General features: G+C 66.0%; 9 protein-coding genes and 3 pseudogenes. 6 read left to right on the top strand and 6 right to left on the bottom strand.

Going from position 1 to position 13,506, the window contains the following annotated elements:
• Positions 1–140: 140 nt before the first annotated feature.
• Together dinB and ACP694_RS06440 are read left to right on the top strand one after the other, a co-directional pair.
• A complete protein-coding gene (gene dinB, locus ACP694_RS06445) occupies positions 141–1,217 on the top strand; it encodes a DNA polymerase IV (protein WP_426011315.1) in 1,077 nt (358 codons plus the stop codon).
• A 32-nt stretch (positions 1,218–1,249) separates the two neighbouring features.
• Positions 1,250–1,375, top strand: a complete 126-nt coding sequence (locus ACP694_RS06440) for a hypothetical protein (protein ID WP_426011314.1) — start codon at positions 1,250–1,252, stop codon at positions 1,373–1,375.
• Between the two features lie 89 nt (positions 1,376–1,464).
• Here the strand turns inward: ACP694_RS06440 and trbE are convergent.
• The 3 genes and pseudogenes from trbE to trbB form a co-directional block, all read right to left on the bottom strand.
• A pseudogene (trbE, locus tag ACP694_RS06435) lies at positions 1,465–3,684 on the bottom strand (conjugal transfer protein TrbE); the annotation flags it as partial.
• Between the two features lies 1 nt (position 3,685).
• Positions 3,686–3,946: pseudogene (locus tag ACP694_RS06430) on the bottom strand (TrbC/VirB2 family protein); the annotation flags it as partial.
• Positions 3,947–4,049: 103 nt separating this feature from the next.
• On the bottom strand, positions 4,050–4,958 hold the full coding sequence (trbB, locus tag ACP694_RS06425) for a P-type conjugative transfer ATPase TrbB (RefSeq protein ID WP_426011825.1): 909 nt from the start codon (positions 4,956–4,958) through the stop codon (positions 4,050–4,052).
• 272 nt (positions 4,959–5,230) lie between these two features.
• Here trbB and ACP694_RS06420 point away from each other — a divergent pair, with 272 nt between their 5' ends.
• Both ACP694_RS06420 and ACP694_RS06415 read left to right on the top strand, forming a co-directional pair.
• Positions 5,231–5,890 (top strand): alpha/beta hydrolase, encoded by a 660-nt coding sequence (locus ACP694_RS06420; RefSeq protein WP_426011313.1) that lies wholly within the window; start codon positions 5,231–5,233, stop codon positions 5,888–5,890.
• Positions 5,891–6,052: 162 nt separating this feature from the next.
• Positions 6,053–6,502 carry a GNAT family N-acetyltransferase gene (locus tag ACP694_RS06415; protein ID WP_426011312.1) on the top strand — a complete coding sequence of 150 codons (450 nt, stop codon included), beginning with the start codon at positions 6,053–6,055 and terminating at the stop codon, positions 6,500–6,502.
• Between the two features lie 344 nt (positions 6,503–6,846).
• Here the strand turns inward: ACP694_RS06415 and ACP694_RS06410 are convergent, their stop codons facing one another.
• Complete coding sequence (locus ACP694_RS06410) at positions 6,847–7,473, bottom strand: tyrosine-type recombinase/integrase (RefSeq protein WP_426011311.1); 627 nt, start codon at positions 7,471–7,473, stop codon at positions 6,847–6,849.
• A 483-nt stretch (positions 7,474–7,956) separates the two neighbouring features.
• On the bottom strand, positions 7,957–10,995 hold the full coding sequence (locus ACP694_RS06405) for an alkaline phosphatase family protein (protein ID WP_426011310.1): 3,039 nt from the start codon (positions 10,993–10,995) through the stop codon (positions 7,957–7,959).
• Between the two features lie 189 nt (positions 10,996–11,184).
• Here ACP694_RS06405 and ACP694_RS06400 point away from each other — a divergent pair.
• Positions 11,185–11,332, top strand: a pseudogene (locus ACP694_RS06400) (phosphoribosylamine--glycine ligase N-terminal domain-containing protein); the annotation flags it as partial.
• A gap of 344 nt (positions 11,333–11,676) precedes the next feature.
• On the opposite strand, the gene ACP694_RS06395 reads toward ACP694_RS06400, so the two are convergent.
• Positions 11,677–12,303 carry a tyrosine-type recombinase/integrase gene (locus ACP694_RS06395; RefSeq protein ID WP_426011309.1) on the bottom strand — a complete coding sequence of 209 codons (627 nt, stop codon included), beginning with the start codon at positions 12,301–12,303 and terminating at the stop codon, positions 11,677–11,679.
• 311 nt (positions 12,304–12,614) lie between these two features.
• On the opposite strand from ACP694_RS06395, the gene ACP694_RS06390 reads away from it, so the two are divergent.
• Positions 12,615–13,391 (top strand): alpha/beta fold hydrolase, encoded by a 777-nt coding sequence (locus ACP694_RS06390; protein ID WP_426011308.1) that lies wholly within the window; start codon positions 12,615–12,617, stop codon positions 13,389–13,391.
• Positions 13,392–13,506 lie beyond the last annotated feature (115 nt).

The raw sequence follows: 13,506 nt of genomic DNA, 5'->3' as shown, positions 1-13,506 counted from the left end.
CTTTTTTCGGACGCCCATTACGACGGCTTCAATCGATAATTGGCGCTCTTCCACATGATGGCCGGCGAACCGGGGTAAAGCCAGACTCAAGCAGCGAACAGTTCCTGTTCCGTTCTAGCTTTGCTAGGGTCGGAGTCGTCATGACCAAATTCCCTCGCAAGATCATCCATATCGACATGGACGCGTTCTATGCGTCGGTGGAACAGCGCGACGATCCCAGCCTGAAGGGCCGCCCGCTTGCCGTTGGCCATGGAGCGCGACGCGGAGTGGTGGCGGCCGCTAGCTACGAGGCGCGCCAATTTGGGGTGCGTTCGGCCATGCCCTCGACCACGGCGCTGCGCCAATGTCCGCAGCTGGTGTTCGTGTCGCCCAGGTTCGAGGTCTACAAGGCCGTGTCGCGCCAGATCCACGAGATCTTCGCCGATTATGCCGACCTGATCGAACCGCTGTCGCTGGACGAAGCCTATCTGGACGTCACCGCCAATCGCGCGGGCCTGGCCACCGCCACCGACACGGCCAAGGAAATCCGCGCTCGCATCCTGGCGGCCACGGGCCTGACGGCCTCGGCGGGGGTTTCCTACAACAAATTCCTGGCCAAGCTGGCCTCCGACCAGCGAAAACCCAACGGCCAGTTCGTGGTCGCGCCGGGCAAGGGCGAAGCCTTTGTCCAGACCCTGCCGATCGGCCGCTTTTACGGCGTCGGCGCGGTGACCGAGGCCAAGATGAAGCGCCTGGGTATCCACACCGGCGAGGACCTGCACCGCCAGTCGCTGACCTTCCTGCAGCAGCATTTCGGTAAGTCTGGGCCTTGGTACCACGCCATAGCGCGCGGCGAGGACCATCGCCCGGTCAATGGCGAGCGAGTGCGCAAGTCATCGGGCTCGGAGACCACCTTCGAGACCGACCTGACCGACCCGGCCGCCATCGAGGCGGAGGTCCTGGCCTTGGCCGACAAGGTCTGGGGCTGGTGCGAGACCGCCCAGGCGTTTGGCCGCACGGTGACGGTGAAGATCAAGTTCGCCGATTTCCAGCAGGCGACCCGCAGCCGCTCGGCGCCCGGCCCGGTGTCGCACCGCGAGCACCTGCGCCGCCTGGGCCGCGACCTGATCGGCTCGGTCCTGCCCTCGCCCAAGGGCGTCCGCCTGGTCGGGGTGACGGTGTCCAATTTCCAAGCCGCGCCGGCCGAGCGCCTGCCCCAACCGGCGCTGATCGGCTAGCGCGCCGTTCCGCCCTGCTCTAGGTTCTCTCCATGCCCCCTCGCCTTCGCCCCACCGCCCGCCTGCTGACCCCCGCCGGTTGGGCCAGCCTGCTCGCCGTGGCGCTGATCGTCGGCGCGGCCGCCTGGGCGCTGGTGGTCGTCCTGCCCGGCGCCTAGCGCGACCAGAAAACATGGACCTCGTCGTGGGCGACCGGCCAGGGCCGGGCCGGCCAGAAGCGCCGCCGCCAGACGGCGTCGGGTCAGGGTCATGACAGCATCTCCGATGAGGGGGTTGGAAGGTGACGGGGCGCGCGCGTGGCGTCCGCCGAGGAGCCGACCAGCAGTCCGGCGGCCCAGGGCAAGCGCCGGCGACGAAGCCAGGCGGCGGCGAAGCCTTCGGGGCCATGGGCGGCCAGGACCTCGCCGATCGCGGCTTGGTCGGCCTTGGAGGAGGCTGCGCAAAAGGCCAGGGCCACGGGCCCCAAACCCAGGTCGAACAGGCGGTCGCCGACCCGCGATTGCAGGTAGTAGTCGCGGGTCGGCGTGGCCCGGACGAGGATCTCGATCTGCCGATCGTTCAATCCGAACCGGGCATAGGCCGCCGCCCCTTGCGGCTCCAGGGCGCGCGGGTTGGGCAGGAAGATCCGGGTCGGGCAGCTCTCGACGATCGAGGCGGCGATTGGACTTTCGACGACATCGGCCAGCGACTGGGTGGCGACGATCACCGATGCGTTCTTCTTGCGCAGGGTCTTAAGCCACTCGCGCAGCTGGGCGCCGAAGGCCGGGTCGTCGAGCGCCAGCCAACCTTCATCGATCAGGATCAGGGTCGGCCGACCGTCCAGCCGCCGTCCGATGCGGTGAAAGAGATAGGCCAGGACCGCCGGGGCAGCCGCGCCGCGCGCCAGGCCTTCGGTCTCGAAGACCTGGACGCTGGCTTTCCCGAACGCCTCGCCCGCGCCGTCAAGCAACCGGCCAAACGGTCTGCCCAGGATGAACGGCCCGAAAGCGGCCTTGAGCGCCTTATTGGACAACAGGGCCACCAGGCCTGTCAGGGTGCGCTCGGTGACCGGCGCGCTGGCCAGGCTCGCCGGCGCCGCCCAGAGGTGGTCGCGCACGGCCGGGGTGATGGCCACGCCCTCCCGCGCCAAAACCGCAGCGAGCCAGCCGGCCGCCCAACCCCGCTCGTCGGGCTCGTCGATGCGCGCCAGGGGCTGCAGGGTCAGGGCCGGCCCGCCGTCGCCGGAGAGGTCGTGGAACTCCCCGCCCATGCCCAGCACGGCCGCCCGGCTGGAGGCGCCGAAGTCGAAGGCGAAGACCCGGGCTTGCGGGTAGCGCCGAAACTGCAGGGCCAGCAGCGCCAGCAGCACGCTCTTGCCCGCTCCGGTCGGCCCGACGATCAGGGTGTGGCCGACGTCGCCGACATGCAGGCTCAACCGAAACGGGCTCGAGCCGGCCGTCTTGGCGATCAGTAGAGGCGGGCCATCCAGATGGGCGTTGCGCGCAGGCCCGGCCCAGACCGCCGACATCGGGGCGATGTGGGCAAGGTTTAGGGTCGAGAGCGGCGGCTGGCGGACATTGGCATAGGCATGACCCGGGATGGTACCCAGCCAGGCCTCCACGGCGTTGACGCTCTCACGGATGACGGTGAAGTCGCGGCCCTGGATGACCTTCTCGGCAAGGGCCAGCTTGGTGGCGGCTAATCCTGCGTCCTCGTCCCAGACCACCAGGCTGGAGGTGACATAGGCATAGGCCACCGCGTCGCCGCCAAGGTCCTGCAGGGCCAGATCGGCGTCGGCGGCCTTGTTGGCCGCGTCGTTATCGACGAGCGGCGACGGCTCCTGGGTCAGCGCCTCGCGCAGCAGGACCAGCACCGACTTGCGCTTGGCGAACCACTGAGGCCGGATCTTGCCCAGCAGGCTGGCCGCATCGGTCTTGTCCAGGCAGATCGCCCGGGTGGTCCAGCGATAGGTCATGCCCAGGCGATTGAGCTCGTCGAGCAGGCCCGGGGCCGTTGCGGACGGGAAGCCGGTCAGGGTCAGGACCCGCAGGTACAAGAGGCCCAGGCGCGGCTCGAGCCCGCCCGTCAGGGCCTCTGTCGCCAGCAGGGCGTCCAGGTGCATGGGCGTCGTGGGAATACTCACCGCCTGGCGGGTGGTGGAGACCGCCCCATGCAGGAAGCTCAAGGTCGCCGCGTCAGCCAGCCAATCGGCCTTGGGCATCAAGCCGTCCAGCAGGGCCAGAAGGCGATCGGAGCGATCAACGAAGCCGGCCAGCTCGGCGCGCCAATCGAGCCCCGCCCGGGCTCGGCCCTCAACGAACAGACTCTCATTGCGACCTCGGCGATCGGCCGGCGGCAGATAGGTCAGGGTCAGGAAGTAGCGGCTCTCGAAGTGATCGCCGGTCTGGACGAAGGCGGCCTTGCGCTCCTCGTCGACCAAGGCCGAGACCGGATCGGGAAAGGCGCTGACCGGATAGGCCTGGGCTTGCGCCGAACGAAAAGAACGACAGGAAGAAGCTGGACGCGGCAAACGCGATGCTGAGCCCAAAGACGATCTGGATCAGCTTGCGCGAGCCGCCGGAGGTCTCGCCGAAGGCCAGGGTCAGGCCGGTGACGATGATGATGATCAATGCGATGATCTTGGCGACGGGTCCCTCGATCGACTCGAGGATGCGCTGCAGCGGCTCTTCCCAGGGCATGGACGAGCCGGCGGCCTGGGCGCTGCCGGCCACGAGGAGCGAGGCCAGCATCAAGCCGCTGAGCAGCGGGCGCGGGTGAGGGTTCGCGTGCGGCGAAGCCGCCGCGCGATGTCGGTGGAACATTGGAAAACTCCGGGGTTTTAGGGGCGGGATCTCAGGCAGGGCTGAGCTGGTAGGCGCCGTCGGGCGCCAGGCCGTCCAGACGCGCGAGGTCCGCCAGGCGACGCTGTCGCCCTCGCCCGGAAAGGACCGCGATCAGGTCGATGGTTTCGGCGATCAAGGCGCATGGCACGGTGACCACCGCTTCCTGGATCAACTGCTCCAGCCGCAGGTGCGCGCCCAGCGGCGAGCCGGCGTGAAGCGTGCCAACCCCGCCGGGGTGGCCTGTTCCCCAGGCCTTGATCAGATCCAGCGCCTCGGCCCCGCGCACCTCACCGATGATAATGCGATCGGGCCGCAAGCGCAGGGACGAACGCACCAGGTCCGACAGGCTCGCCACCCCGTCGCGCGTGCCCAGGGCCACCTGATTCGGGGCCGCGCATTGAAGCTCGCGCAGGTCCTCGGCGAGGATCACCCGGTCGCCGGTCTTGGCCACCTCGGCCAGAAGGGCGTTGATCAGGGTGGTCTTGCCGCTGGAGGTCGGGCCCGCGACCAGAATGTTGGCCCGATCAGCGACGGCGGCGGCCAGCACCCGCCCTTCCCGCTCGGTCATCACGCCGGCGCGGACATAGTCGCCGAGCGAAAACACCAGGCTGGCGGGCTTGCGGATGGAGAAGGTCGGGGCGGCCACCAGGGGCGGCAACAGGCCCTCGAAGCGCTCACCCGTACCGGGGAGCTCAGCCGAGAGCCGCGGCCGATCCGCATGGATCTCGGCGGCCACGTGATGGGCCACCAGCCGCAAGATTCGCTCGGCGGCGGCCGCACCAATGGTCAACCCGGCGTCGACCAGGCCGACATCGAAGCGGTCGATCCAGACGCGGCCGTCGGGATTGAGCATGACCTCGGCCACGCCCGGATCCTCCAGCAACCCCAGCAGCCTGGGGCCCAGGGCGGTGCGCAGCATCTGGCGGCTGCGCTCAAGTCCGGCTTTGGTTTCGGAAAGGTCCACGGCGGGTCCCCGTTGCTTACGGGGACGAGTAAGAAGACCTAGACCCGGCCGATCTCAACAGCCAAATCGGCCGGTCGTACCGTGGCGTACAAAGACAGGCGATCGGCAGGTTCACGCCGCCGACGAAGGTCGCAAAACGATCCGACGACGCTCTGTTCAAGTCTAGGCGCGCCGAAATCCACGCGGCTATAAAGAGCGCCCAGCCGCCAAACCGATCAGGAACCACCATGACCCAGATTCCCACGCACGATGGTCCCCGCGCGGCGCCCGCCTCCGGCGGCCCGGCCAAGTCGCTGGTGATCTTCCTGCATGGCTACGGCTCTAACGGCGCGGACCTCATCGACCTGGCGCCCCACTGGGCCTCGGCCCTGCCCGACACGCTGTTCCTCGCGCCCGACGCGCCCCAGCCCTGCGACGGCGTGCCCTATGGCCGTCAATGGTGGCCCCTGACCAGCCTGGCGCCGCAGGCGCGCGCGGCGGGCGTGCGCGTCTCGGCCCCAGCCCTGAACGCCTATATCGACGCCCAGCTCGCCGCCCACAGCCTCAGCGAAGACAAGCTGGCGCTGGTCGGCTTCAGCCAAGGCACGATGATGGCGCTGCACATCGGACCGCGCCGGACCAGGACCCTGGCCGGCGTAATCGGCTTCTCGGGCATGCTGGCCGACCCCGACGCCCTGGCCGCCGAGGTCGTGACCAAGCCACCGATCCTGCTTATCCACGGCGACCGCGACGAGGTCCTACCCGTCGAAGCCCTGCATCAGGCCGACGTCCAGCTCAAAGGCCTGCACTTCGAGGTCGCATCCCACGTCTCGCCAGGTCTGGGCCACAGCATCGACGAGCTGGGTCTTCAGCTCGGCGCGCGCTTTTTGATCGAGCGCTTCGCCTGAGCGGCAAACCTCCGCTCACGACCTCCACAAAATCGATGTGGGCCCGCGGCGTTGCCGCCAAACCAGAACCCTGGCGCGCTTCCAACAGCCAGACAGGCGTTCTATGGCTTGCGCGTGAGCGGCCAGGACCGCAACCCCGCGCGACCAGGAGACGCAACCGCCATGTCGAGCCGCCATGGCCTGTCTATTCGAGCCGCCGACAATGGCGACGTGGACGGATTGGTTGAACTGCTCAAAACAGCGGGCCTGACCATCGCCCGGGACAAACTTGCCCCGCGCCTGAGCGCCATGCAGGACCAATCTGGGGCCTTGCTCATCGCCGACGAATGGGGTCCGCCGTCGGGTGTCATCGCGGTGCATTGGCATTCGGTTCTCACGGCCGACCTGAAGGTGGGGTGGATCTCCGCCCTCCTCGTCGATCCAGACCGGCGTCGAAACGGGGTCGCCCGCCTGCTTCTCAAGGCAGTCTCCCAGGCCGCCCGCTCCGCGGGGTGCGGCGAGCTTGTGCTTCACGCGCCGACCGAGCCCGGGGATCTGCACACATTCTGTCTCGCCACGGGTTTTGTCGAAAGCGGCGAGATTTTCACCCGCGCCCTACGAAAGCGCAGCTGAGTTGCGCCAGGAGCGGACCTTGGGATCGCTCCAGGAACACGACGTTCGTTTCACCTGACGCCACGTCTTCCCCAGTGATATGTTCGGGGCTGCGCACAGGGTAAGCCATGGGCCGCTGGACCTCATCAGACCCTGCCGACATCGCTTGGCGCGTGAGCAGATGAGCACATCGCAGGCCTGGCCAGATGTCCACGCGCAGAGCGGTTCGCCGCCGAGCTTGAAGCGCAGGATCTCAGCCCCGCAGATCAGCGGGCCGCGCTGAAAGTATTTTCTGGGAAGGGCGCAGGAGTGGGCAGAGCAACAGCCCGACCCACGGACGACCTCATTCAAGCTGTGAAGTGACTTCAAAGGTCGATCTGCTCTGGCATCTCCAGCGCATCGTCCACCTCGATCCCGAGATAACGCACGGTGCTTTCAAGTTTTCGATGACCAAGCAGAAGCTGGCAGGCTCGGAGATTGCCCGTCTTCTTGTAAATCAGCGCCACCTTCGTTCGGCGCAGGCTGTGCGTGCCGTAGGCGCAGGGCTCCAGGTCGATCATCGCTACCCAGTGATTTACAAGCCGAGCATATTGCTTGGTCGTGATGTGCTCGCCAGGCCGGGACCGACTTGGGAAGAGCCAGTCGTCAGCTCGGCGACCGCGGCGCTGCAGCTTGGTGGCCAGAGAGTCTCGCGTCGGCTCGGTGATCTCGAACGGCACCGGCTGGCCCGTCTTCTGCTGGATGACTGTGGCGCGTGCGCGCAGCGAACCACCTGGGGCGACATCGCAAATCCGCAGTTTGACCAGGTCGCATCCGCGAAGCTTCGCATCGATCGCACAGTTGAATAGCGCGAGGTCACGAACACGCCCCGTGGTCGTCAATTGCTGCCTGATCCCCCAAACGTGCTTGGGCTTGAAAGGCGGCTTGGGGCCGAAGAGTCGGCGATGGTTCCAGGTTTGCTTGGGCGAAAGAAAAAGGTCGCGCTGAGCCATGTCACGCCTCCAGCGCGCCAACGTCCCTCCTCTCCATTCTACAATCGTTTTCAGCGTTTAGCGCCATAAGCGGACCTTGGCGTCGGTCCGGAAAGACGACCGTCAGGCCGGCGCCCAATCGGCAATGATCGCCGCCAACGACCACCGCCGGCGACGAGGCCAGGACCTTATTGTCCCCAATCATGCCCTCGCGCCTGCGTCGTAGATCACGGCGTGTCGGCCCGAGGCGCGCCAAGCGATAACTCTGTATCCTTGTGGGCGCCGCCGGAGAAACCCTATCGGCGCAAGCGCGCAGCCAGGTTGAGAAGGGTGCGGCCATTCGGTTAGCCCTCGCCTGCAGTTCCAGCATTCGCCGCGCGAATAAGCGCGCTTCCCCTGATACTTCGATGCCAGCCACGCGGTCTTGGCTCATGGTGCGGCGAGCCAAGGCCAAAAAGGCTTCGTCGATGATGATTGAGTGATCGAGTTACCGTCACAGGATCGCTAGAGGGCCGGCGACCACCCCGTCCAGTTGCCGCCCGGCGAGGTCTGGGCGTTGGAATAGGTGACATTGTTGGCGTCGACCACCCAGATCCGCACCTTGCCGTCGTTCTGCTGGGCGGCGGCCACCGAGACCAGGTTGGGCGGCGAGGCGCCGTTCCAGACGCCCGACCAGGCCGACCAGGATCCGCCGGGCGTTTCCTGGAAGGTCGAGCGCAGCTGGCCGGAGGTGTCGATCCCCCACAGCTGGGCCCCGCGCGCACCGCCCTGCTGGGACGCGGCGACGGTGCGCAGCGGCGGCGGGTTGGACCAGCCGCCGGGCGACCAACCCGTCCAGTTGCCGCCCGGGGAGGCCTGGGCGTTGGAATAGAGCAAGTGGTTGGCGTCGACCACCCAGAGGCGGACCTTGCCGTCGTTCTGCTGGGCAGCGGCCAGGGAGACCAGACTGGCCGGCGAGGCTCCATTCCAGACGCCCGACCAGGCCGACCAGGATCCGCCGGGCGTCTCCTGATAGGTCGAGCGCAGCTGGCCGGAGGTGTCGACGCCCCACAACTGGGCGCCGCGTGGCCCGCCCTGCTGCGACGCGGCGATGAGGCGCAGCGGCGGCGGATTGGACCAGCCGCCGGGCGACCAGCCCGTCCAGTTGCCACCCGGCGCGGTCTGCGCGTTGGAATAGAGGACATTGCCGACGTCCACGGCCCAGAGCCGCACCTTGCCGTCGTTCTGCTGGGCGGCGGCCAGGGACCGCAGTTGACCCGGCGAGAGGCCGTTCCAGACCTCCGACCACCCCGACCAGGGACCGCCGGCGCTGATCTGGAAGGTCGAGCGCAGCTGGCCGGAGGTGTCGATCCCCCACAGCTGGGCGCCGCGCGAGCCGCCTTGCTGCGACGCGGCGATCGCGGCCAAGGGCGGCGCGCCGTTCCAGCCGTTGGACGCCACCTGGGCCGGAGCCGGTTCGACCGTCCAGTAGTCCCCTTCGGCGGCGATGGCGATCCATTCGGACTGCCACAACCGGGTGTCGCGCGTCAGGCGCTTGTCCTGGGCGTACAGGTTGGCGAGGTGGATCTGGTCGCCGAAGCGCAGGGGCTGGTCGGGGTTGGCCAGCTTCTGGACGATCCAAGTCTGCTTCTTGAGATTATCGCCGTCCAGGTACTCGTCGTAATAGTAGCAGTCGTGGGAGTCCGCCCAGTCGCCCAGGATGTTGTGCGCCCCGGAGGTCGACTCGCGCGACACTAACAGGACCTGGCTGTTGTTGGCGATCTGGGCGGCCGGATCTGGCGCGGACGTCACGAAGGTCATCGGGGCCGGTTGGGCGCCGAGCGTCGGGAAGTAGGCGGCCACGCCCAGGTCCGCGCAGATTTCCGTCAGCGAGGTTGGGATCACCGACCCGCCGCCGGCGACTTTCATTGTGCAGTAGGCCGGGCTCAGATACTGGCCGTTCTGGTTCTTCAGGTTGAATGTGTCGCCGTAGTGAACCAGGTCGCCCGCTGCGCGCGGGGTGTCCAGGAAGGCCAGCGACGCGGCGTCCGAACGGGGCTGGTTCAGCGTCAGGACGCCGTCGAAGGTGGGCGCCGCGCTGGCCCGCGCGCCGAACTGCGCCACTAGGTCCTTGCGGCCGATCGCGTTCAGGGTGGTGGCGATGACCGAGGCGTGGTCGAAGGGCGTCTGGGTCGAGGACCGGAACACCGTGCCCTTCTGGACGTAGGGCGAGATCACGATCGTCGGCACCCTCGCACCCAGGCGATCGAACTTGAAGCCGGCCGAATTCTTGTAGGGCGGCTGGCCGTTCGGCGCCCAGGGCGGCTGCACGGCGCCCGCCTGCATGTCGGCCGTCTGGTGGTCGAACGAGCCGACGAACTCGTCGAAGGTGATCAGCAGGAGGGTCTTGTTCCAGGCCTCCCGGTTGGAGATCAGGCTGGTATAGACCTCCTTGACGAACTGCTCGCCCGCCAGGACGCTGCCGGGCGGGTGGTAGTCGTTGCCCAGCGCCGAAAACAGGTTCTCGTAGGTCGGGTTGTCGGTCGTGCTGTGGGCGATCGACCAGAACGGCTCGATATAGCTGAACTTCGGCAGCTGGCCGGCGCGAGCCTTGCGGTGGAAGTCGTCCAGCTTCTGGAACTTCTGGGCGGCGTTGGGGACCTTGTCCTTGATCTGCGGGAACAGGCGCCAAGTGTAGCAGGAGCCCAGCTCGCCCGAGGTCAGGTCCATCAGATATTTGACGTAGGGATCCAGCGCCACCAGCAGAGCCGCCACGGCGGCGGCCATCAGGGGGCTGACCACCAGCAGCGCCAGCAGGGCGGTGCGGTATTCCAGGAGCGCCGAGATCTTCTGCGGCAGGTAGCTGGTCTGGTAGAACACGTTCCAGTCGACGCCGGCCGTCTGCAGGGCGTTGAAGATCGTCGGGGCGTCTACCCGGTCGTCGCCGATGGCCATGCCCAGGATCTTTTCCAGGGCCTTGGCCTGTGGGTCGGTCTCCAGGTCGCCGTTGTTGATCATCCCGTTGGAGGTGCCGCACATCAGGAACGAACGGTTGGGATTGGTCTGCGAGGGCACCGAGGCGTGCCAGGCGTCGCTGACGGCATAGTGCCGCGCCAGCTGATTCAGCACTGGCGCCTGGCCCTGGGTGAAGCTCTGCATGACCATCGGCGCCAGGCGGAGGATGTCGGCTTCGGCGACCTTGCGCTTCTGCAGGACCTCGACGAAATCCTCCAGCACGCCCTTCATCGTGACCGGTGCGCCTGGGGCGGGGCTGTTGGTCCCGTAGAACTGGGTTAGGACTTGGTCGAACTCTTCGCCAGGCGCGATGTCGGGGACAGTGAAGCCCTGGACGCCGCGCGTGGGCTTGACGCTGAGCTTGCCGTTCAAGGCGGTGTTGACGAAGTCGTTCGGATTGATCGCCTGCAGCCCCCGGAAAGGCGCGCCGGTGGTCGTCGGGACGTAGGCTGCGGGCGAGTCCTTTTCGTAGAGCCACCCCAGCATACTGTCGAACGAGCGGTTCTCCAGCATGAGCACGACGATGTGTTCGATGTTCTGGATCGTCATGGCAATGCCCCCGGGTTGGCGTTCTCAAGACCGCTCAAGACGCGGCGGGAGGGTGCTACCTTATAGAGAGTTGTGTCAATTATATCTACGATAAGGGGTATTTGTTGGTCGAGGGCGTTCGGTTTGGTGGACGGCGCAGTCGCCTTGACCCGGCGCCCGGCCCGCGCGACGCCCCGGCTCAGAGAATAGCTGACCATTCTCCTCGTCGGATCCGGTGGGCGCGAACACACCCTGGCTTGGAAGATCGCCGGTTGCCGCTGTGCGCCGGCTGGTGGCCGCTCCCGGCAATCCGGGGATCGAGCAGGTCGCCGAGGTGCGCAGCCTCAGGCTCACCGATGTCTAGAGCATTTTTCGAGCACCAAGCATGGATAACTAGCCAATCACCTGGCTAGTGCGACGTCTGACCGATGTTATGATGCGATACCGCGCACTTATCAACGCTATGGTCTCGAATTATTCAGATCCTGCCGACATTGCTTGGCAGCGTGAGCAGGTGATCATCAACAACAATATCTCGGGCCTAACGCGCTGCCCGCAAGCAGAACATTTTGCTGCTCAGCTTGAGACGCGAGTCCTCAGAATCGACGATCGACGGAAAGCGATAGCCGAGTACTTCCGTAAAAATGATGAGGAGCGTTCGGGACAGTCCGATAGCTCCACCCCTAAAATTTTGGAGGCGCGCTACAGGGCGACCTGCACCGACATTTCAAGAGTATCGTCCACTTCGATCCCAAGATAACGCACGATACTTTCGAGCTTTCGATGGCCAAGCAGCAGTTGGCAAGCTCTGAGGTTTCCTGTCTTCTTGTAAATCAGCGCCACCTTGGTTCTGCGCAGGCTATGCGTGCCGTAGGCGCAGGGCTCCAGGTCGATCATCGCCACCCAGTGATTTACGAGCCGAGCATATTGGCGGGTCGTGATGTGCTCGCCAGGCCGGGACCGGCTTGGGAAGAGCCAGTCGTCAGCTCGGCGACCGCGGCGCTGCAGCCAGGTAGCCAGAGAGTCTCGCGTCGGCTCGGTGATCTCGAACGGCACCGGCTGGCCGGTCTTCTGCTGGATGACTGTGGCGCGTGCGCGCAGCGAACCACCTGGGGCGACATCGCAAATCCGCAGCTTGACCAGATCGCATCCGCGAAGCTTCGCATCGATCGCACAGTTGAATAGCGTAAGGTCACGAACACGCCCCGTGGTCTTCAATTGCTGCCTGATCCCCCAAACGTGCTTGGGCTGAAAAGGCGGCTTGGGGCCGATGAGCTTGCGATGGTTCCAAGGTTGCTTGGGCGAAAGAAAAAGGTCGAGCTGGGCCATGTCACGCCTCCAGCGCGCCAACGTCCCTCCTCTAAATTCTACACTCGTTTTCCGCGTTCAGGCAGCAGCGAAAGCTGTTACGCAAGAGTATTGCTGGTCACGGCCACGAGGCCTCCGGCAGATGGAAGACGCTGTAGCGCTTTCGCCTCGCAAGAGGTGTGACATGCTTAAACGTGTCCGGCTCACCTCAAAATCGAGGCGAGAAAACTCGGTGAGAAACACAGCGCCAAGAGAGGCCTATAGTTTCGCACATTTACTCAGAAGCCAGCGTGTTATGTTGAACCACCGCAACCACGCGACGTTGTGTCAGCATGGCTTTGCATTTCGAGCGCATGGGCGTTGGCCCTCCCCTGCTGATGGTCCACGGCCTTGGCGGAAGCATACGGTCGTGGGACACCATCGCGCCGACGCTCAGCCTTTCGCGCGAGTTGATCCTGATCGACATGCCCGGACATGGTGAGTCGCCGCCGGTCCCGGGACGGCAAACCATGTCCGCCTTTGCCGACGCCCTGACAGACTTCATCGACCGTGAAAGACTTGGCGCGGTGGATCTGGTCGGCAGTTCTGTAGGCGCCCGCCTGGTCCTGGAGCTCTCGCGTCGGGGCGTCGGTCGCCACTGCGTCGCCTTGGACCCGGGCGGATTCTGGCGAGGCTGGGAGACGCGGTTCTTCCAGACCACCATCTTGGCATCTATTCGGCTTGTGCGAGGGCTCCAACCGGTGATGCCGTTCCTTTCGCGCCATTCTGGCACGCGGACACTCCTGCTGGCGCAGCTATCCGACCGACCGTGGGCGCTCGCGCCCGAGATCGTCCTGACTGAGATGCGGACCTTCGCCGCCACCCGGGTTTTCGACGAGGTGGTGCACGAGTTGGCAAGCGGCCCGTTACAAGCTGGAACGGCTTTCACGCCCGGACGCGTGACCATCGGCTGGGGCCGTCAGGATCGTCTTCTCCTACCCCGACAGGCCCACCGCGCTCAGGCCGCTTTCCCGAACGCCAAGCTGCACTTGTTTGACAAGTGCGGCCATTTTCCGCACTGGGACCAGCCCGAAGAAACAGCTCGGATCATAGTTCAGACCACTGACTAGGCCGTAGTGACGATTTAGGATTCCCATCGAGAGGCGGTTCTGATTCAACGCTGCTTTTTGGAGGCGGTGTTGGAAGGCGAAGTTCTTCGGGACGATCAGTGGGCTCGGATCGAGC

It is taken from the genome of Caulobacter sp. DWR2-3-1b2 (assembly GCF_049896345.1).
Taxonomy (GTDB): Bacteria; Pseudomonadota; Alphaproteobacteria; order Caulobacterales; family Caulobacteraceae; genus Caulobacter.
Note: the sequence above shows the minus strand (reverse complement) of the source record. Positions and strands in the feature narration are given on the sequence as shown.

Excerpts from the sequence above, each read along its gene's own strand:
- dinB (WP_426011315.1), top strand. The coding sequence starts at position 141 with ATGACCAAATTCCCTCGCAAGATCATCCATATCGACATGGACGCGTTC.
- ACP694_RS06440 (WP_426011314.1), top strand. The coding sequence starts at position 1,250 with ATGCCCCCTCGCCTTCGCCCCACCGCCCGCCTGCTGACCCCCGCCGGT.
- trbB (WP_426011825.1), bottom strand. The coding sequence starts at position 4,958 with ATGCTGCGCACCGCCCTGGGCCCCAGGCTGCTGGGGTTGCTGGAGGAT.
- ACP694_RS06420 (WP_426011313.1), top strand. The coding sequence starts at position 5,231 with ATGACCCAGATTCCCACGCACGATGGTCCCCGCGCGGCGCCCGCCTCC.
- ACP694_RS06415 (WP_426011312.1), top strand. The coding sequence starts at position 6,053 with ATGTCGAGCCGCCATGGCCTGTCTATTCGAGCCGCCGACAATGGCGAC.
- ACP694_RS06410 (WP_426011311.1), bottom strand. The coding sequence starts at position 7,473 with ATGGCTCAGCGCGACCTTTTTCTTTCGCCCAAGCAAACCTGGAACCAT.
- ACP694_RS06405 (WP_426011310.1), bottom strand. The coding sequence starts at position 10,995 with ATGACGATCCAGAACATCGAACACATCGTCGTGCTCATGCTGGAGAAC.
- ACP694_RS06395 (WP_426011309.1), bottom strand. The coding sequence starts at position 12,303 with ATGGCCCAGCTCGACCTTTTTCTTTCGCCCAAGCAACCTTGGAACCAT.
- ACP694_RS06390 (WP_426011308.1), top strand. The coding sequence starts at position 12,615 with ATGGCTTTGCATTTCGAGCGCATGGGCGTTGGCCCTCCCCTGCTGATG.